We start from the raw sequence: 18,117 nt of genomic DNA, 5'->3' as shown, positions 1-18,117 counted from the left end.
GACCGATTGGTTAACATTAATTGACGTTTTGAGGGCTCTAGGACGCGTCTTTCAGGAGATTTACCTTGCAGTTTTATGACGTAATGAAATTGAAACACCCACGGTACATTCTCGAAAACTTTACATCGAGGGCCCCCGGGAATGAGTCATTCACTGCCGCATTTATCGACTGCGCGACTACTATTGCGCGCGCTGGAAATGGGCCAGGCCGAGGCACTTTCCCGCCTCGCCAACGGGCCGAAAATCGCCGACAACACGGCGAATATTCCATCGCCCTACACGCTGGAAACCGCACAGGTTTTTATTGATGCGATGGAGGCGAAATACCGTGGGGGTGAATTGCTCAGCCTGGGCATGCATGAGCATGCGAGTGGCGAGTTGGTCGGCATCGTCAGCCTGCGGCTCAACCCTCGGCATCGCTATGGCCACTTGGGTGGCTGGGTGGCAGCGCACTGCCGTAACCAGGGCTACGCTGCCGAGGCGGCCAGTGCCGTGACGGACTTCGGCTTTACCGAGTTGGGCCTGCAACGCATCGGCAGCCAATGCTTCGGTCGTAACAAGGAGTCGGCGCGGGTGATGGAGAAAATCGGCCTGCGCTTTGAGGGCTGCATGCGCGAAGCGTTTCTCAAGAACGGGGTATTCGAAGACCTGTTGGGGTTCGCCGTGGTGCGTGAAGACTGGGAACGTCGCGTATGAGTGGCGCGGTGGACCATGACCGCCGACGGATCCTCACGGGGCTGGCGGTGGCTGGCGCGTTCTCGATCCTCAGCCCGTTTGCGCGCAGTGCCGGGGTGGACTATCCGTTCACGCTCGGCGTGGCTTCCGGAGATCCACTGCCCGATGGTTTTGTGATCTGGACCCGACTGGCGCCGCTGTTCAATGACGCCGATGGCCGTGGTGGCTTGCGTCGCGCGGTGCCGGTACGTTGGCGAGTGGCCAGCGATGCAGCGATGACGCGCATCGTCAGGCAGGGCGAGGTGATGGCGACGGAGCGCTTTGCGCATTCCGTGCATGTCGAAGTGGCGGGGCTGGATGCCGGTCGGCCGTACTGGTACCAGTTCGACGGCCTCGGCGCGCAAAGCCCTGTGGGCCAGGCACGCACGACGCCGCCGGTGCAGGCCATGGCCTCGGCTCGAGTAGGTTTTGTGTCGTGCTCGCACTGGGAGCGCGGTTACTTCAGTGCCTATCGCCACCTGGCGGCGGAGCAGCCCGACCTGGTGTTTTTCCTCGGTGACTATATCTACGACAGCTCCTTTGCGCCGGAGTCTGGCAAGGTGTTTCGTTCCCATGGCAGTGGTAATGCGGTGAGCCTGAGGGACTACCGCAATCGCTACGCGCTGTACAAAACCGATCCGGATTTGCAGGCGTTGCACGCGGCTGCGCCCAGTGTGGCCACCTGGGACGATCACGAGGTGCAAAACGACTATGCCAACCAGTGGTCCCAAGATCCGAAGATTCCGGTGGCACAGTTTCTCCAGCAACGGGCGGCGGCCTACCAGGCGTTTTACGAACACATGCCACTGCGAGCCAGCAGCGTGCCCAAGGGGCCGGACATGCGTATTTATCGGCGTTTGGACTACGGCCGACTCGCACGTTTTCATGTGCTCGACGGTCGGCAATATCGCTCCGAACAGCCGTGCATCCTGGCCAATGGTAGCCACCAGGGGCATATCGCCGACAACACCTGCAGCGACTTGCGCGACCCTCGCCGCACCCTGCTCGGTTGGGAGCAGGAGGCCTGGCTGGATCGCGGGTTTGCCGAGTCAAAGGCGCAATGGAACGTGATTGCCCAGGACGTGTTGGTGGCGCCGCTGAACCAGCGTGACCTGACCAATCACAAGCCCGGGCGCTGGACCGATGGTTGGGACGGCTACATGGCCAACCGTGAACGGATGCTGGCGTCCATCCAGCGCCGGCAGCTGAAGAACCCGGTGTTCTGGGGCGGTGATATCCATTCGTTCTGGACCACGGACTTGCACGCTGACGCCAATGACCTGGACTCGCCGATTGTCGCTACCGAGTTTGTAGGGTCGTCCGTCACGTCCGATGGTCCACCCTTCGAGGCATTCAAGACGCTGCTGCCGCTCAACCCCCATGTGCAGTTTTTCGACAGCCGCCAGCGTGGGTATGTGTCGGTGGAGATCGCGGAGCAGAAGATGCTGACACACTTTCGGGTGATCACTGATCCGCGTGATCCAGTGGCTACGGTGTCGACCCTCAAGTCATTTGCCGTAGAGCCCGGAAGGCCCGGAGCAATTGCTTTGTAGTGAGCGGGCTTGCCCCGCGCGGCGGCGTGTCAGGTGATTTCGTAGCGCACCGACAGCGCGCCTTTTTTCTCCGACAGGGCCAGGATCGTCACCTGGCCCAATTCGCTCAGCGCCTGCACATGCGTACCGCCACACGCATACGCGGGCAGCTCGCCGAAACCTACCTCGCGGGTGCCGTCTTCCAAGGTCATGTGGCGAGGGTGGTCGGCAGCGATCCATTGGTTGATTTGCTGCTGGATCGCCTCGGCATCGATCGCTTGCGCCGCTTCACCGCGAATAAACGTGATCTTGCCCTCACCCGGCCAGTGGTGCGCCTTGATTGGCATCCACCCCAGGGTTTCGCCGGCGTTGCCAATCAAATGTCCAGCCGAGTGCAACCGCGTGTGCAGGGTGCGGCGTGGTTCATCGACCCGCGCCGTGATCGGGCCTGGTGCCACCGGTTGGTCGACGTAGTGCACCACGCGGTCGGCTTCCTGGGTGACCCGCACGACCTGGCTGTCGCCCAGCCAGCCAGTGTCGAAGGGCTGCCCGCCACCTTGGGGATGGAAGATCGTCGATTGCAAGACGACTGCAAAAAGACCTTCGTGGGCTGTGCAACTGAGCACTTCCAACTCGGCCGTCAGGTGGTCATGGGTGAAAAACAGGCGCTCGGTCATCATTTACATCCGCATCAGGGTTCTGTGGGCAGTATAAATAGTGCTCGGATCGGTGATAATCCGCTCAATTATCAATGGACCTGTGCGTCATGAGCATCAATCTTCCTTTGCCGCTGCTGGCTGAAATGGCGATTTTCGTCAAAGTTGTGGAAGCCGGCAGTTTCTCCGAAGCCGCCCGGCAGCTGGGCGCTTCGCCGTCATCGGTGAGCCGCAGTATTTCGCGCCTGGAAAAGGCCTTGGCGACGCGGTTATTGCAACGCACCACGCGCAAGCTGCGCCTGAGTGAGGGGGGTGAAGAGGTGTTCAAGCGCTGCCAGGAGATGGTCAACGCGGCGCGCTCGGTGATGGAAATCAGTGGCCAATACACCCATGAAGCCGAAGGTTTGGTGCGCGTCAGCGTGCCCAAGGCGGTGGGACGGTTTGTGATTCACCCGCATATGCCGGCGTTTCTGCAGCGCTATCCCAAGGTGGACGTGCAGTTGATTCTTGAAGACAGGCCGGTGGATTTGATCGATGACAACCTGGATCTGATCCTGCGCATTTCCGAAAGCCCACCGCCGGGTTTGGTGGGGCGGCCATTGTTCCCCATCGAGCATCTGCTGTGTGCCACGCCTCAGTATTTGGCCGAGCACGGCACGCCGCAGCACCCGCATGATTTGCAGGAACACAGCTGCATTTACCTGGGGGAAACGCCAGCGGATGCCCGTTGGAAATTTCGCCAGGCCGGCAAGACGGTGACGGTGGGGGTACGCGGGCGTTATGCGGCGAACCACACCGGAGTGCGCCTGGACGCGGTGTTGCAGCATGTGGGGATAGGCAGCTTGCCGTACTTTACGGCGCGGCATGCGCTGGAGGCGGGGACGGTGGTGCAGGTGTTGGCGCAGTGGGATTTTATTGCGTCGTACCACGGCGAAGTGTGGTTGTTGCATTCGCCGACGCGGTATCTGCCAGCCAAGTTGCGGGTGTTTATAGATTATCTGGTGGAGTGCATGGCCAAGGAGCCGACCCTTCGCCACCGGTAGAAACGCGGTGCAAATGTGGGAGCGGGCTTGCTCGCGAATGCGCAGTGTCAGTCACTCGATGTGATGACTGATCCACCGCATTCGCGAGCAAGCCCGCTCCCACATTTTAGTTCAGCAGTGTCTGGAAGAATCAGTGCTTGCTTTGGTCGTCTGGCATGGCCAGCAGTTGCTTTTCCTGGTTCCAGTCGAACGGTTCGTCGTTCTGTTCGGCTTCGAAGCGACGTTCTTCCAGGGCCTGGTACAGGTCCAGTTCTTCATCGGGCATGAAGTGCAGGCAGTCACCACCAAAGAACCACAGCAGGTCGCGCGGTACCAGGTGGGCAATTTGTGGGTAGCGCAGGATGACCTGGCTCATCAGGTCCTGGCCCAGATACTGGCTTTCGATCGGGTCGATCGGCAGCAGGGCGCGCAATTCGTCGAAACGCTCCAGGAACAGCGAGTGGCTTTCCTCGGGAACCTGTTCGGCTTCGCCGACGGCTACCAGGATGCTGCGCAGGTGGTCGAGCAAGACGAGATGATCGGCAACGACGTTGGACACGAGATAAGTCCTCTAAAGCAAAAACGGGCGCGAGAGTATATAGCTCACGCGCCCGTTTTTATATGACCGCTCGACTCAGCGGATTTTACCCTCGGTGTGGGTCAGCTCTTCCTTGCTGAAATCATCCACGTCGATCACCTTGCGTCGCGCCGCTTCGGCGTCACGCAGGGTTTGTGCTTCGCCCGGTTGCAGCACGCCGGCTTCCAGTGCTGCGTCGATGGCGTGCTCGCCGGCCTTCGGTTTGACTTGGCCGCTTTTAAGCGCTGTGTGCAGTTTTTTCTGCAACGGATGGCTGGCGCCGAGCAGGTCGTAGGCGTGTTGCAGAGCGCCCACTGGATCTTCCGCCGATTGCGGGCGGTAGCAGCCTGCCAGCAATTCTTCCAGGGTCGGGTCGCCTTTGGCACGGCCGATCACTGCCGCGACTTCGGCGTCCAGTGCGTCGGACGGGCCGGTATGGCGGCGTCCGAACGGGAACACGATCACCCGCAGCAGGCAGCCCAGCACTTTGTTCGGGAAGTTGCTCAGCAGTTCATCCAGCGCCTGCTCCGATTTGCCGAGGCTTTCTTCCATGGCCCAGGCGAACAGCGGCTCCAGATGGTCTGGCGACTCCAGGTCGTGATAGCGCTTGAGCGCCGCCGAGGCCAGGTACATGTGGCTCAGCACATCGCCCAGGCGGGCGGACAGGCGTTCGCGGCGCTTCAGCTCGCCACCCAGCAACATCATGCTCAAGTCGGCAAGCAGTGCGAACGCTGCGGCTTGGCGGTTGAGTGCACGGAAGTAGCCTTGGCTCAAGCGATTGCCGGGGGCTTTCTCGAAGTGGCCGATCCCGAGGTTCAGCACCAGGGTGCTGGCGGCGTTGCTCACGGCAAAACCGATGTGTTGCATCAGCAGGCCATCGAACTCCTTCAACGCCTGGTCATGGTCTTCACGACCGGCCAGGGCCATTTCCTTGAGCACGAACGGATGGCAACGGATGGCGCCCTGGCCAAAGATCATCAGGTTGCGCGACAGGATATTCGCGCCTTCCACGGTGATGAAGATCGGCGCACCCTGCCAACTGCGGCCCAAGTAGTTGTTCGGGCCCATGATGATGCCCTTGCCGCCGTGCACATCCATGGCGTGGCTGATGCATTCACGGCCGCGCTCGGTGAGGTGGTACTTGAGGATCGCCGACAATACCGAGGGTTTTTCCCCCAGGTCGACTGCGTTGGCGGTGAGCATGCGCGCACTGTCCATCAGCCAGGCGTTGCCGCCGATACGTGCCAAGGCTTCCTGGATACCTTCGAAGGCCGACAGCGGTACGTTGAATTGCTCACGCACCTGGGCGTACTGGCCGGTTACCAGGCTGGTGAACTTGGCCGCGCCGGTGCCCACGGCCGGCAGGGAGATCGAACGGCCTACCGACAGGCAGTTCATCAACATCATCCAACCCTTGCCGAGCATTTCCTGGCCGCCGATGAGAAATTCCAGCGGGATGAAAACGTCCTTGCCGGAATTGGGGCCGTTCATGAAGGCGGCGCCGAGGGGCAAATGGCGACGGCCGATGTCCACGCCGGGGGTGTCCGTAGGAATCAGTGCCAGGCTGATGCCCAGGTCTTCCTCGTCGCCCAGCAGGTGGTCGGGGTCATGAGCCTTGAAGGCCAGGCCCAGCAAGGTCGCGACCGGGCCGAGGGTGATGTAGCGTTTTTCCCAGTTCAGGCGCAGGCCGAGGGTTTCCTTGCCTTCCCATTCACCCTTGCAGATCACCCCGGTGTCCGGCATGGCGCCGGCATCGGAGCCGGCCAGTGGGCCGGTGAGGGCAAAGCAGGGGATGTCATCGCCACGGGCCAGGCGTGGCAGGTAATGGTTGCGTTGTTCGTCCGTGCCGTAGTGCAGCAGCAGTTCGGCGGGACCGAGGGAGTTGGGCACCATGACGGTAGACGCCAGGTCGCCGCTGCGGGTAGCGAGTTTCATCGCCACCTGGGAGTGGGCGTAGGCCGAGAAACCCTTGCCACCGTATTCCTTGGGAATGATCAGGGCGAAGAACCCGTGGGTCTTGATGTGTTCCCAGGCGGCGGGCGGCAGGTCCATGGCCTGGCCGATTTCCCAGTCGCTGACCATCGCGCAGAGTTCTTCGGTGGGGCCGTCGATAAACGCCTGTTCTTCTTCGGTCAGTTGGGCCTTGGGGTAGGCCAGCAACTTTTCCCAGTCAGGGCGGCCGCTGAACAGCTCGCCATCCCACCACACCGTGCCGGCATCGATGGCATCGCGCTCTGTTTCGGACATCGGCGGTAGGACTTTCTGGAACCAGCTAAATAGCGGTTTGGTGAAGTATTGGCGGCGCAGGTCAGGCAGCAGCAAAGGCGCGGCGACGGCAGCGATCAGCACCCAGAAGATCAGCAGCAGCCAGCCTGGCGCGTGACTCCACGCGCCCATCGCCAAGAGGTAGACGGCGACCACGCCCAGGGCGGGCAGGGGCGCAGTACGGCGGTGTGCCAGGTAGGCAATGCCGACCACCAGAACCAGTATCCACAACAACAGCATATTCAATCCTCCGTGAAACCAGGGGCGAAACCACCAAGGAGCTTAGTCGGCATCCGAGCAAGCGGGTGATCAGGGTGTAACGAGAATTGGCCGAATCGTCGTTATCTACCCGGCAGGCCTGTGGTTAGACTCCAGGCTTCCTTCGGAGATAACGCGCATGGATACGTACTTGAGTCCCAGCCGCTTCATCGATAGTGACCACCCTGCGGTGGTGGAGTTCGCCGAAAAACACCGCGGGCCCAGCGCAGATTTATGTGACCAGGCAGTCAGTCTTTATTACGCGGTGCGTGAGGCGATTCGCTATAACCCCTACACCTTTAGCCGCGACCCAGAGACCTTGAACGCCAGCTACGCCCTGAGCGTTCGCGAAAGCTACTGCGTGCCCAAGGCCACGCTGCTCGCCGCTTGTGCACGCCATTGCGGCATCCCGGCGCGCATCGGCCTGGCGGATGTGCGTAATCATTTGTCGACGCCGCGCTTGATCGCGTTGCTCAAAAGCGATGTGTTCGCCATGCACGGTTACACCGAGCTGTATCTGCACGGGCGTTGGGTCAAGGCCACGCCGGCGTTCAACCAGCAACTGTGCGACCTGTTTGATGTTCCGCCGTTGGAATTCGATGGGATCAACGACAGCGTCTTCCATGCCTTCAACCGCCAGGGCCAGCGCTCGATGGAGTACGTGGTGGACCACGGTCAGTTTAATGACGTGCCCGAGGCGTTTTTCTTCGCGCATATTCGCCAGTGTTACCCGCATTTGTTTGGCGAGGACATGCCCGAGTTGCTGGGGGACATGCAGACCGATTTAAGCCGCGCGTGATCCGGCGTATGCTGCTGCGCTCACCAAACGATAAGGCACGGTCATGCTGAAAATCTGGGGTCGTAAAAATTCATCAAACGTCAGGAAAGCACTGTGGTGCGCCGAGGAACTCGGCCTGGACTATGAAGCAATTGATGCGGGCGGGGCGTTTGGCGTGGTTGACACGCCGCAGTACCGAGCGTTGAACCCCAACGGTCGGGTGCCGATGATCGAGGACGGCGACTTCGTGCTGTGGGAGTCCAACACCATCGTGCGTTACCTGTGCGCCAAGCAGGGCTCCAGCTGGTACCCGACAGACCTGAAAGCCCGGGCCAGTGCGGAGAAGTGGATGGACTGGACCACCTCGACCCTGGCCGAACCGTTCAAGATTGTGTTCTGGGGCATCTTGCGCACCCCGGCGGAAAAACAGAACTGGGACAACATCCATGCCGGGCGCCAAGCCTGCATCGAAGCACTGAGTACGGTGGAAAAAGCCCTCGCCGAACAGCCGTATCTGTCAGGCAACGAGATCGGCATGGGCGATATCCCCCTGGGCTGTTTTGCCTACGCCTGGTTTGAAATGCCCATCGAACGGCCTGCGATGCCCAATCTAGAGGCCTGGTATGCGCGCCTGCAGCAACGTCCGGCCTACCGCAAAGCGGTCATGACTGCGTTGACTTAATACTGACTATTAATACAGGTGACTGTACTTGTGCGGCGCGGGCAAGCACCATGCTTGTCATGCGCCGCCGTTGAACTACGTGGGCTGCGCCCTCATCTATTCTTTCTATTCCCTTCTTTGGTGCGTAATCCGATATGAGTTCCGCTCTGTCCATCCGGCAGCTAACCAAAACCTACGGCAACGGTTTCCAGGCCCTGAGTGGTATCGATCTGGACGTTGCCGAAGGTGACTTCTTCGCCTTGCTTGGGCCTAACGGCGCCGGCAAATCCACCACCATCGGTATCCTCTCGACCCTGGTCAACAAAACCAGCGGCACGGTGAATATCTTCGGACATGACCTGGACAAATCCCCGGCGGCGCTCAAGCGTTCCATCGGCGTGGTGCCCCAGGAATTCAACTTCAACCAGTTTGAAAAGACCTTCGACATCGTCGTGACCCAGGCCGGTTACTACGGCATCCCGGCGAAAATCGCCAAGGAACGCGCCGAGCAGTACCTGACCCAGTTGGGCCTGTGGGACAAGCGCGACGTGCCTTCGCGTTCGCTGTCCGGCGGGATGAAGCGGCGCCTGATGATTGCTCGCGCGCTGGTGCACGAGCCGCGCCTGCTGATCCTCGATGAGCCCACCGCTGGCGTGGACATCGAGCTGCGTCGTTCGATGTGGACCTTCCTCACCGAGCTGAACGAGAAGGGCATCACCATCATCCTCACCACCCACTACCTGGAAGAGGCTGAGCAGCTGTGCCGCAACATCGGCATCATCGACCACGGCACCATTGTCGAGAACACCAGCATGCGTAACCTGCTGGGCCAGTTGCATGTGGAAACCTTCGTGCTCGACCTGAAAAACAACCTGTCGGTAGCGCCGCAGTTGCTCGGCTACCCGAGCCGCCTGGTCGACAGCCACACGCTGGAAGTCCAGGTGGACAAGGCCATGGGCATCACGGCGTTGTTCACGCAGTTGGCAACCCAGAACATCGAAGTGTTGAGCTTGCGTAATAAAACCAATCGCCTCGAGGAGTTGTTCGTGTCCCTGGTGGAGAAAAATCTGGCGAAGGTGGCGGTATGAGTTCCGAACTGCAACCCAACCTCGTCGCGCTGCAAACCATCGTCTATCGCGAAGTGAAGCGCTTTACCCGGATCTGGCCGCAGACATTGCTGCCGCCGGCGATCACCATGGTCTTGTACTTCGTGATCTTCGGTAACCTGATCGGTCGCCAGATCGGCGACATGGGTGGCTTCACCTACATGGAGTACATCGTGCCGGGGCTGATCATGATGTCGGTGATCACCAACTCCTACGGCAACGTGGTGTCGAGTTTCTTCGGCAGCAAGTTCCAGCGTTCCATCGAAGAACTGATGGTGTCGCCGGTGTCGCCGCACACCATCCTGATCGGCTACACCCTGGGCGGCGTACTGCGCGGGCTGATGGTGGGGGTGATTGTGACGTTGCTCTCGCTGTTCTTCACCCACCTGCAGGTGCATCACCTGGGGGTTACCTTGCTGGTGGTGGTGCTGACGGCGACGATCTTCTCGCTGCTGGGGTTTATCAACGCCGTGTTTGCGCGCAACTTCGATGATATTTCGATCATCCCAACGTTCGTGCTGACGCCGCTGACCTACCTGGGCGGGGTGTTCTATTCCATCACTCTGTTGCCGCCGTTCTGGCAGACCGTGTCGCTGGCCAACCCGGTGTTGCACATGGTCAACGCCTTCCGCTACGGCATCCTGGGGGTGTCGGATATCAAGATCAGCGTGGCGATCACGTTCATGCTGGTGGCGACGGTGGTGCTGTATGTCGGCTGCGCGAAGTTGTTGGTGAGCGGGCGCGGGATGCGTACGTAAGCGACAGTTCGCAATAAAAAACGGCCTCAATTGAGGCCGTTTTTTTTGGAGCGTATTCAGGACAATGTGGTAGCTGGCTTTAGCCTTTCAGCGCCAATTCGATCAGTTCGTGCAGTTCTTCGACCTGCAGCGGCGCACTCCCAAACAAAATCCTGAACACCGTCGGCGCCGCCAGCAGATTGATCAACCGGTCCACGTTGGGTGCTGGGCTATCAGGATAGCGGTCCACAATCGTCTGCAATTGCCCACCAATCAGGGTCATGCAATACCCTGGTGTCTGGCTGCTTTGCACATCGCGCATCATGTTGCGCCCCGGCTCCGAACTCATCTCATCCAAGTACTGCTCGGCCCAGGCTTGCAGGTCGCCACGCAAGCTGCCGGTGTTGGCCGGCTCGCTGTCGGGGCGCATGCGCTCCAGCGCCACGTCGGCGAGCAGGGCAGAGAGGTCGCCCCAGCGCCGATAGATGGTGGAGGGCGTAACGCCCGCGCGCGCAGCAATCATCGGCACGGTAACGCTGGAACGCTCATGGGCTTCCAGCAATTCGCGCGTGGCGGTGTGCACTGATTCTTGGACCCGGGCACTGCGGCCCCCCGGGCGAAGGCCTTCTTTAATTGCCATGCGTAAAACCTTAACACAAAGAATTTGCTTTAAGCGCGCGCTGGTAGCACACTCCGCAAAAGCAAAATATTAGCTTTAGCGGAGCGTGCCCATGTCCCTTCCTTCTTCCAACCGTTCGAGCCTGACATTCCTGGTCGTCACGGTGTTGACCTTTCTTGCCGCCTCCAGCGCGCCGACGCCGCTGTATCAGGTGTATCAGGACAACCTGCACTTTTCCGCAGCCATGCTCACAGTCATCTTCGGCGTATACGCCGTCAGCCTGCTGGCGGCGTTGCTGACCGTGGGGTCGCTGTCGGATTACTTGGGGCGCAAGCCGGTTATTTTTGTAGCCTTGCTACTGAATATCGTGGCGATGCTGCTGTTTATCAACGCCGACAGCACCGCTTACCTGATTGCCGCCCGTGCGCTACAAGGTTTTGCCACCGGCATGGCGACGGCGGTATTGAGTGCGACGCTGCTGGACACCGACCGTGTACGCGGCCCGATTCTCAATAGTTTGGCGCCGCTGCTGGGCATGGCCAGCGGTGGCCTGGGCAGTGGCCTGCTGGTGGAGTTTGCGCCTCGGCCGACCCAACTGATTTATGTGGTGATGCTGGGGTTGATGGTGCTGCAAGCGCTGTACGTAGGGCGCCTGACGGAAACCGTCAGCCGCATACCGGGTGCCTTGAAGTCGCTGGCGCCGACCCTGCATGTGCCGGAACAAGCGCGCCGGGCGTTATGGTTGGCCATGCCATTGAATGTGGCGGTGTGGGCGTTGGGCGGGTTCTTTTCTTCGCTGGCGCCATCGCTGGTGCGGGCTGCGACCGGCTCCACATCCCATCTGATCGGTGGCGGATTGGTGGCGGTCGTAACCTTGAGCGGTGCGGTGATGATCTACAGCCTGCGGGAGCGCCCGGCGGATAAGGTCATGCGCCTGTCGGCGGTGTTGCTGGCCGCAGGTGTGGCCTTGCTGCTGGTGGCGGTTCAAACCGCCAGCTTAGGGCTGTTTTTTATCGCCAGTGTGATCGCCGGCTTCGGCTTTGGCGGCGGTTTTATGGGCAGCGTGCGCAGTATTGTCGGGCTGGCATTGCCCCATGAGCGGGCCGGCTTGATGTCGGCGTTCTATGTGCTGAGCTACCTGGCATTTTGCCTACCGGCGTTGCTGGCGGGAAATCTGAGCCGTGTGTATGGCTTGATTGCAACCACCGACGGTTATGGCGCCGTGCTGATCTTACTGGCGCTGGGTGCCTTGGCGGGGCAGTTGACAAGGGATTCGGCCAGTCGCAACGTTCGTATATAGGGAAAACAGATAACAGTTAGAGAAATTACCCGTTATATAGATATTCGATAAGGTTCTACCATGATCTCAACCTCATGCGAGGAGGAGGAATTTCCACATGACCTGTTCGAATACCATCAGCTACAAGCCATTCAGTCACCTGACCCGTCCACGGGAAGTGATTCGCCAGTTCACCCCCAACTGGTTCGCTGCGACCATGGGCACCGGCGTGCTCGCGCTGGCCCTGGCGCAACTGCCGATCAACCTGCCCGGCGTGCATGCCATTACCGAAGGGCTGTGGTTGTTTACCATCGGCCTGTTTGTGTTGTTCAGCATCCTGTACGCCGCCCGTTGGGTGATGTTTTTCCATGAGGCGCGACGGATCTTCGGGCACTCTACGGTCTCGATGTTCTTCGGCACCATTCCCATGGGGCTCGCGACCATTCTCAACGGTTTGCTGCTGTTTGGTCTGCCGCGCTGGGGCAGCGATGTCATACCGCTGGCCGAAGCTTTGTGGTGGCTGGACGTGGCCATGGCCTTGGCGTGCGGCGTGCTGATCCCGTTCATGATGTTTACGCGCCAGGAACACAGCATCGACCAGATGACCGCCGTATGGCTGCTGCCGGTGGTTGCCGCCGAAGTCGCCGCCGCCAGTGGTGGCCTGTTGGCGCCACACTTGGCCGACGCCCATTCGCAACTGGTGATGCTGGTGACCAGCTACGTGCTGTGGGCGTTTTCCCTGCCAGTGGCATTTAGCATCCTCACCATCTTGATGCTGCGCATGGCCCTGCATAAATTGCCCCACGCCAATATGGCCGCGTCGAGCTGGCTGGCCCTGGGGCCCATCGGCACCGGTGCGTTGGGCATGTTGTTGCTCGGCGGTGATGCGCCGGCGATCTTCGCCGCCAACGGCTTGCCTGGCGTCGGCGAAATGGCCAACGGTCTGGGCCTGGTGGCGGGCATTACGCTGTGGGGCTTTGGCCTGTGGTGGATGTTGATCGCCGTGTTGATCACTCTGCGGTACCTGCGTTCCGGTATCCCGTTCAACCTCGGCTGGTGGGGCTTCACCTTCCCGCTGGGGGTATACGCCCTGGCCACATTGAAGCTGGCGAGCCTGTTGCACCTGGGTTTCTTCAGTGTATTTGGCAGCGTACTGGTGGTGGCGTTGGCGCTGATGTGGCTGATTGTTGCCAAGCGCACCGTGCAGGGCGCCTATAAAGGTGAGCTTTTTGTTTCACCCTGTATTGCGGGACTAGGGAATAAGTAAGCGGGATTAGGTAAAGTCGTGGCCTGTTTTTCAATAAAAGCCTAACAGGCCACGCAGGTACACGGACGATGAGCCACCCCTCGCAATTCACCTTGCTGCGCACGCGGCGCTTCCTGCCGTTTTTCATCACCCAGTTATTGGGCGCTTTCAACGACAACATCTTCAAGCAATCGCTGATCCTCGCCATTCTCTACAAGCTGACCATCGACGGTGACCGCTCGATCTGGGTCAACCTGTGCGCGCTGCTGTTTATCCTGCCGTTCTTCCTGTTCTCGGCGCTGGCCGGGCAGTTTGGCGAGAAATTCAACAAGGACGCATTGATCCGCGCGATCAAGATCGGCGAGATCGTGATCATGGCGGTGGGCGCCACCGGGTTCATGTTCAACCACTTGGAACTGATGCTGCTGGCGCTGTTTGCCATGGGTACGCACTCGGCGTTGTTCGGCCCGGTGAAGTACTCGATCATGCCCCAGGCCCTGCATGAAGATGAGCTGGTGGGTGGCAACGGACTGGTGGAAATGGGCACGTTCCTGGCGATCCTGGCCGGCACCATTGGCGCCGGGATCATGATGTCGTCCACCCATTACGCACCGGTGGTGGCGGTGGCGATTGTCGGCGTGGCAGTGCTCGGCTACCTGGCCAGCCGCAGTATTCCGCGGGCGGCAGCGTCGACCCCCGAGTTGCGTTTGAACTGGAACATTTTCAGTGAATCCTGGGCCACCTTGCGCCTGGGCCTGGGGCAGACGCCTGCGGTGTCGCGCTCCATCGTCGGCAACTCGTGGTTCTGGTTTGTCGGCGCGATCTACCTGACGCAAATCCCGGCTTACGCCAAGGAATGGTTGTACGGCGACGAAACCGTGGTGACGCTGATTCTCACCGTCTTCTCGGTGGGTATCGCACTGGGTTCGATGCTTTGCGAAAAACTCTCCGGGCGCAAGGTGGAAATCGGCCTGGTGCCGTTCGGCTCCTTTGGCCTGACGGTGTTCGGCCTGTTGCTGTGGTGGCACTCCGGTGGCTTCCCGCAGAATGTGCAGGCCAACGACTGGCTGGCGGTGCTCAGCTACGGTCAAGCCTGGTGGGTGCTATTCGATATTCTCGGGTTGGGCGTGTTTGGCGGTTTTTACATCGTGCCGCTGTATGCGTTGATCCAGTCGCGCACTGCCGAGAACGAGCGGGCGCGGGTCATCGCCGCCAACAACATCCTCAATGCATTGTTCATGGTGGTATCGGCCATCGTGTCGATCCTGCTGCTCAGCGTGGCCAAGCTGTCGATTCCCGAGCTGTTCCTGGTGGTGTCACTGCTTAACATCGCGGTGAACACCTATATCTTCAGGATCGTTCCCGAGTTCACCATGCGTTTCATGATCTGGCTGCTGAGCCATTCCATGTACCGCGTGGAGCATCGCAACCTTGAAGTGATCCCGGACGAAGGCGCGGCGTTGCTGGTGTGCAACCACGTTTCGTTTGTCGATGCGCTGTTGATTGGCGGCGCAGTGCGTCGACCGATTCGCTTTGTCATGTACTACAAGATCTACCGCTTGCCGGTGCTGAATTTCATCTTCCGTACCGCCGGGGCGATTCCGATTGCCGGGCGCCATGAGGATATTCAGATTTACGAAAAGGCCTTCACGCGCATCGCCCAGTATCTGAAGGAAGGGGAGTTGGTGTGCATCTTCCCCGAAGGCAAATTGACCGCCAATGGTGAGATGAATGAGTTTCGCGGTGGGGTGACGCGGATCCTGGAGGAAACGCCGGTGCCGGTGATTCCGCTGGCGTTGCAGGGGCTGTGGGGAAGTTTTTTCAGTCGCGATCCGAACAAGGGGTTCTTTCACCGGATCTGGTCGCGGGTGGTGTTGGTGGCGGGGGCGCCGGTGGAAGGCCCGACGCCTGCCAGGTTGCAAGAGGTGGTGGGTGAGTTGCGGGGAAGTGTCAGGTAGTTTTTGTGTTGGATGTACCGGCCTCTTCGCGAGCAAGCCCGCTCCCACATTCGCCCGCATTCCAAAGGTGGAATTCGGTCGAATGTGGGAGCGGGCTTGCTCGCGAAGGCGGTAGTGGCTTAAGCGCTGATCTTGAGCCCGATAAGCCCGCAAATAATCAGCGCCACACTGGCCAACCGAAACAACGCCATGGACTCCCCAAACAGGATAATCCCGGCAATCACGGTGCCCACGGCGCCGACTCCGGTCCAGATGGCATAGGCGGTGCCCAGCGGCAGTTCCTTCATGGCCAGCCCCAACAGGCCAAGGCTGATGGCCATGGCGGCAATCGTCAGGGCAGTAGGCAGTGGCTTGCTGAAACCATCGGTGTACTTCAGGCCGACGGCCCAGCCGACTTCAAACAAACCCGCAAAGAACAGAATGATCCAGGACATGATGACCCTCTCTATAGACGTGGGGTCGTCCCCGGATTAGGCGCTTGAGAGCGTCGCGAGGTCGTCCCCGCGAAGCTCGGTAGAGTGCCGAATATTGATCGGGCGATCAAGTTTGCGGGGTATTTTCCAGTGCGCGGCGGTCTTCCTTTTCGCTCATGCGGCGGAAGTACGTCGACAGCAACGCCCCGGAAATATTGTGCCAGACGCTGAACAGCGCACTCGGCACCGCCGCCAGCGGCGAGAAGTGCGCGCTGGCCAAGGCGGCACCCAAACCGGAGTTCTGCATGCCCACTTCCAGTGCCAGCGACTTGCGTTGCGCCAACGGCAACTTGAACACGCGGCCGGTGAAGTAGCCCAGCAAGTAGCCGAAGCTGTTGTGCAGCATCACCACGGCCATGATCAGCAGGCCCGACTCGGCGATCTTCGCCTGGCTGGCGGCAACCACCGCCGCGACGATGATCACGATGCTCACCACCGACACCAGTGGCAATACATCTACCGCATGGCGCACTCGCTCACCGAGCACGCGTTGCGCAACAACGCCCAGGATGATCGGCAACAGCACCACTTGCAGGATCGACCAGAACAACTCCATGAACGAGACCGGCAACCAGGCGGAGGCCAGCAGCCAGATCAACGCCGGAGTGAGCAGCGGGGCGAGGAGGGTGGTGACGGCGGCGATGGCCACCGACAACGCCAGGTCGCCTCGGGCCAGCCAGGTCATGACGTTGGACGAGGTGCCGCTTGGGCAGCAACCGACCAGGATCACGCCGACGGCAATTTCCGGTGGCAGATGGAACGCCTGGCACAGCAACCACGCCACGCCCGGCATGATCACGAAGTGTGCGACCACGCCCAAGGCCACGCGCCACGGATGGCGGGCAACTTCGGCGAAGTCATCAATCTTGAGGGTCAGCCCCATGCCGAACATCACCAGGCCCAACAGCGGCACGATGGCGGTTTTCAGGCCGATGAACCAGCTTGGCTCAAAGAAGGCGAGCACCGCGAAAATCAGCACCCAGTAGGCGAAGGTATTGCCGACGAAGCGGCTGAGTGCGGCGAGTGCGCGCATGGTAAATGGCCTTTGTTGTTAGATTTTTTGAATTGTAAATGCGATCAAATGTGGGAGCGGGCTTGCTCGCGAAAGCAGTGTGTCAGTCGATAAATTAGGTGACTGATCCACTGCATTCGCGAGCAAGCCCGCTCCCACATTTTGATTTTCACAGGGGTTAGATGCCTTGCGGGGTCTCTTCGCCGCCGAGCGCTTCAACCAACGCCGGGATGAAGTCGCCGAACGTCAGCATCATCAGGGTAAAGCTCGCGTCCAACTGGCCCAGTGCCTCGTCGCCGCCGTCCTGTTCTGCCTGGTCTTGCAGCAGGTCTTCGAACTTCAGACGCTTGACGGTCATCTTGTCGTCGAGCATGAAGGACAGCTTGTCCTGCCAGGCCAGGGACAATTGAGTCACGACTTTGCCGGTGGTCAGATGCAGTTGGATCTCTTCGCCGGTCAGGTCCTGGCGCTTGCAGCGCACGATGCCGCCGTCTTCGTGGGTGTCGCGCAGTTCGCATTCGTCGAGGACGAAGAAGTCATCTGCCGGCTTCTGGGTAGTAACCCAGTCGGTCATGATTGCAGTCGGAGCTGTTTTTACTGTGAGCGGGCGAACCGGCAAGGTGCCGATCACTTCACGCAGTGTCGACAGCAAATCTTCGGCGCGCTTTGGGCTGGCCGAGTTCACCAGGATCAGGCCCTGTTTCGGTGCGATGGCGGCAAAGGTCGACGAACGACGAATAAAGGCACGGGGCAGGAAGGCCTGGATGATTTCATCCTTGATCTGGTCGCGTTCCTTCTTATAGACCTTGCGCATCTGCTCGGCCTCGATCTCTTCGACTTTCTCTTTAAGGGCATCGCGCACCACGCTACCTGGCAGGATGCGTTCTTCCTTGCGCGCGGCGATCAGCAGGAAGTCACCGCTGACGTGAACCAGGGGAGCGTCTTCACCTTTACCAAAAGGTGCGACGAAACCGTAAGTGGTCAACTCCTGGCTAGCACAAGGGCGCGCCAGTTTGGTGGCCATGGCCGCTTCCAACGCCTCGGCATCAACAGGCAGATCTTGGGTCAGGCGATAGATAAGCAGGTTCTTGAACCACATGGGGTGAGTCTCTCCTTTATACAAAGGGGGGCATTATTGTCTTGATAACGCCTGAGGCCAACCCTGCCTAAGCCATTGGAAGGCCTCAAAAAAAAGATTTAAGAAAGTGCTTGCCAGACCCTGGG

The 18,117-nt window shown here is 60.1% G+C and carries 17 protein-coding genes; 10 read left to right on the top strand and 7 right to left on the bottom strand.

Annotated elements, in window-relative coordinates; all coding sequences use genetic code 11:
* The first annotated feature begins 141 nt into the window (after nucleotides 1-141).
* Nucleotides 142-696: a GNAT family N-acetyltransferase gene (locus tag HF257_RS31955; RefSeq protein ID WP_185710584.1), complete on the top strand. Its 555-nt coding sequence runs from the start codon at nucleotides 142-144 to the stop codon at nucleotides 694-696.
* Nucleotides 693-2,267, top strand: coding sequence for an alkaline phosphatase D family protein (locus HF257_RS31950; RefSeq protein WP_185710585.1), 1,575 nt, complete (start codon nucleotides 693-695; stop codon nucleotides 2,265-2,267). The genes HF257_RS31955 and HF257_RS31950 overlap by 4 nt, the downstream gene beginning before the upstream one ends.
* Nucleotides 2,268-2,296: 29 nt before the next feature.
* On the opposite strand, the gene HF257_RS31945 is transcribed toward HF257_RS31950, so the two are convergent.
* On the bottom strand, nucleotides 2,297-2,923 hold the full coding sequence (locus HF257_RS31945) for an alanyl-tRNA editing protein (RefSeq protein WP_185710586.1): 627 nt from the start codon (nucleotides 2,921-2,923) through the stop codon (nucleotides 2,297-2,299).
* Nucleotides 2,924-3,012: 89 nt separating this feature from the next.
* On the opposite strand from HF257_RS31945, the gene HF257_RS31940 reads away from it, so the two are divergent.
* On the top strand, nucleotides 3,013-3,945 hold the full coding sequence (locus HF257_RS31940; RefSeq protein ID WP_185710587.1) for a LysR family transcriptional regulator: 933 nt from the start codon (nucleotides 3,013-3,015) through the stop codon (nucleotides 3,943-3,945).
* Between the two features lie 130 nt (nucleotides 3,946-4,075).
* On the opposite strand, the gene HF257_RS31935 is transcribed toward HF257_RS31940, so the two are convergent.
* Together HF257_RS31935 and HF257_RS31930 are read right to left on the bottom strand one after the other, a co-directional pair.
* Complete coding sequence (locus tag HF257_RS31935; protein ID WP_010211653.1) at nucleotides 4,076-4,483, bottom strand: PA2817 family protein; 408 nt, start codon at nucleotides 4,481-4,483, stop codon at nucleotides 4,076-4,078.
* Nucleotides 4,484-4,558: 75 nt separating this feature from the next.
* Nucleotides 4,559-7,006, bottom strand: coding sequence for an acyl-CoA dehydrogenase (locus HF257_RS31930; RefSeq protein WP_185710588.1), 2,448 nt, complete (start codon nucleotides 7,004-7,006; stop codon nucleotides 4,559-4,561).
* 157 nt (nucleotides 7,007-7,163) lie between these two features.
* Here HF257_RS31930 and HF257_RS31925 point away from each other — a divergent pair, with 157 nt between their 5' ends.
* The 4 genes from HF257_RS31925 (at nucleotide 7,164) to HF257_RS31910 (ending at nucleotide 10,327) form a co-directional block, all read left to right on the top strand.
* Nucleotides 7,164-7,823 (top strand): transglutaminase-like domain-containing protein, encoded by a 660-nt coding sequence (locus HF257_RS31925; protein WP_185710589.1) that lies wholly within the window; start codon nucleotides 7,164-7,166, stop codon nucleotides 7,821-7,823.
* 43 nt (nucleotides 7,824-7,866) lie between these two features.
* Nucleotides 7,867-8,484, top strand: a complete 618-nt coding sequence (locus tag HF257_RS31920; RefSeq protein ID WP_185710590.1) for a glutathione S-transferase family protein — start codon at nucleotides 7,867-7,869, stop codon at nucleotides 8,482-8,484.
* Nucleotides 8,485-8,618: 134 nt separating this feature from the next.
* Nucleotides 8,619-9,551 carry an ABC transporter ATP-binding protein gene (locus tag HF257_RS31915; RefSeq protein ID WP_185710591.1) on the top strand — a complete coding sequence of 311 codons (933 nt, stop codon included), beginning with the start codon at nucleotides 8,619-8,621 and terminating at the stop codon, nucleotides 9,549-9,551.
* The gene (locus tag HF257_RS31910; RefSeq protein ID WP_185710592.1) at nucleotides 9,548-10,327 is read left to right on the top strand and encodes an ABC transporter permease; all 780 of its coding nucleotides are present in this window, start codon (nucleotides 9,548-9,550) and stop codon (nucleotides 10,325-10,327) included. Before HF257_RS31915 ends, HF257_RS31910 begins: the two co-directional genes overlap by 4 nt.
* Nucleotides 10,328-10,406: 79 nt before the next feature.
* On the opposite strand, the gene HF257_RS31905 is transcribed toward HF257_RS31910, so the two are convergent.
* Nucleotides 10,407-10,946 (bottom strand): TetR/AcrR family transcriptional regulator, encoded by a 540-nt coding sequence (locus HF257_RS31905; protein ID WP_185710593.1) that lies wholly within the window; start codon nucleotides 10,944-10,946, stop codon nucleotides 10,407-10,409.
* 91 nt (nucleotides 10,947-11,037) lie between these two features.
* Between HF257_RS31905 and HF257_RS31900 the strand changes: the two genes are divergently transcribed.
* The 3 genes from HF257_RS31900 (at nucleotide 11,038) to HF257_RS31890 (ending at nucleotide 15,408) form a co-directional block, all read left to right on the top strand.
* Nucleotides 11,038-12,225 (top strand): MFS transporter, encoded by a 1,188-nt coding sequence (locus HF257_RS31900; RefSeq protein WP_185710594.1) that lies wholly within the window; start codon nucleotides 11,038-11,040, stop codon nucleotides 12,223-12,225.
* Between the two features lie 97 nt (nucleotides 12,226-12,322).
* On the top strand, nucleotides 12,323-13,471 hold the full coding sequence (locus tag HF257_RS31895; protein ID WP_185710595.1) for a TDT family transporter: 1,149 nt from the start codon (nucleotides 12,323-12,325) through the stop codon (nucleotides 13,469-13,471).
* A gap of 68 nt (nucleotides 13,472-13,539) precedes the next feature.
* Nucleotides 13,540-15,408 carry an MFS transporter gene (locus tag HF257_RS31890; protein ID WP_185710596.1) on the top strand — a complete coding sequence of 623 codons (1,869 nt, stop codon included), beginning with the start codon at nucleotides 13,540-13,542 and terminating at the stop codon, nucleotides 15,406-15,408.
* 119 nt (nucleotides 15,409-15,527) lie between these two features.
* Here the strand turns inward: HF257_RS31890 and sugE are convergent, their stop codons facing one another.
* From sugE to rdgC, 3 genes are all read right to left on the bottom strand, one after another.
* A complete protein-coding gene (gene sugE, locus HF257_RS31885) occupies nucleotides 15,528-15,842 on the bottom strand; it encodes a quaternary ammonium compound efflux SMR transporter SugE (RefSeq protein ID WP_010166396.1) in 315 nt (104 codons plus the stop codon).
* A 106-nt stretch (nucleotides 15,843-15,948) separates the two neighbouring features.
* Nucleotides 15,949-16,914 (bottom strand): bile acid:sodium symporter family protein, encoded by a 966-nt coding sequence (locus HF257_RS31880; protein WP_185710597.1) that lies wholly within the window; start codon nucleotides 16,912-16,914, stop codon nucleotides 15,949-15,951.
* 157 nt (nucleotides 16,915-17,071) lie between these two features.
* On the bottom strand, nucleotides 17,072-17,992 hold the full coding sequence (gene rdgC / locus HF257_RS31875) for a recombination-associated protein RdgC (RefSeq protein ID WP_010211632.1): 921 nt from the start codon (nucleotides 17,990-17,992) through the stop codon (nucleotides 17,072-17,074).
* Nucleotides 17,993-18,117 lie beyond the last annotated feature (125 nt).

This window comes from Pseudomonas cremoris (assembly GCF_014230465.1).
This window is presented reverse-complemented; position numbering and strand designations above follow the sequence as displayed.

Bases quoted from the DNA above. Each gene is read 5' to 3' on its own strand.
- HF257_RS31955 (WP_185710584.1), top strand. From the start codon at position 142: ATGAGTCATTCACTGCCGCATTTATCGACTGCGCGACTACTATTGCGC.
- HF257_RS31950 (WP_185710585.1), top strand. From the start codon at position 693: ATGAGTGGCGCGGTGGACCATGACCGCCGACGGATCCTCACGGGGCTG.
- HF257_RS31945 (WP_185710586.1), bottom strand. From the start codon at position 2,923: ATGACCGAGCGCCTGTTTTTCACCCATGACCACCTGACGGCCGAGTTG.
- HF257_RS31940 (WP_185710587.1), top strand. From the start codon at position 3,013: ATGAGCATCAATCTTCCTTTGCCGCTGCTGGCTGAAATGGCGATTTTC.
- HF257_RS31930 (WP_185710588.1), bottom strand. From the start codon at position 7,006: ATGCTGTTGTTGTGGATACTGGTTCTGGTGGTCGGCATTGCCTACCTG.
- HF257_RS31925 (WP_185710589.1), top strand. From the start codon at position 7,164: ATGGATACGTACTTGAGTCCCAGCCGCTTCATCGATAGTGACCACCCT.
- HF257_RS31920 (WP_185710590.1), top strand. From the start codon at position 7,867: ATGCTGAAAATCTGGGGTCGTAAAAATTCATCAAACGTCAGGAAAGCA.
- HF257_RS31915 (WP_185710591.1), top strand. From the start codon at position 8,619: ATGAGTTCCGCTCTGTCCATCCGGCAGCTAACCAAAACCTACGGCAAC.
- HF257_RS31910 (WP_185710592.1), top strand. From the start codon at position 9,548: ATGAGTTCCGAACTGCAACCCAACCTCGTCGCGCTGCAAACCATCGTC.
- HF257_RS31905 (WP_185710593.1), bottom strand. From the start codon at position 10,946: ATGGCAATTAAAGAAGGCCTTCGCCCGGGGGGCCGCAGTGCCCGGGTC.
- HF257_RS31900 (WP_185710594.1), top strand. From the start codon at position 11,038: ATGTCCCTTCCTTCTTCCAACCGTTCGAGCCTGACATTCCTGGTCGTC.
- HF257_RS31895 (WP_185710595.1), top strand. From the start codon at position 12,323: ATGACCTGTTCGAATACCATCAGCTACAAGCCATTCAGTCACCTGACC.
- HF257_RS31890 (WP_185710596.1), top strand. From the start codon at position 13,540: ATGAGCCACCCCTCGCAATTCACCTTGCTGCGCACGCGGCGCTTCCTG.
- sugE (WP_010166396.1), bottom strand. From the start codon at position 15,842: ATGTCCTGGATCATTCTGTTCTTTGCGGGTTTGTTTGAAGTCGGCTGG.
- HF257_RS31880 (WP_185710597.1), bottom strand. From the start codon at position 16,914: ATGCGCGCACTCGCCGCACTCAGCCGCTTCGTCGGCAATACCTTCGCC.
- rdgC (WP_010211632.1), bottom strand. From the start codon at position 17,992: ATGTGGTTCAAGAACCTGCTTATCTATCGCCTGACCCAAGATCTGCCT.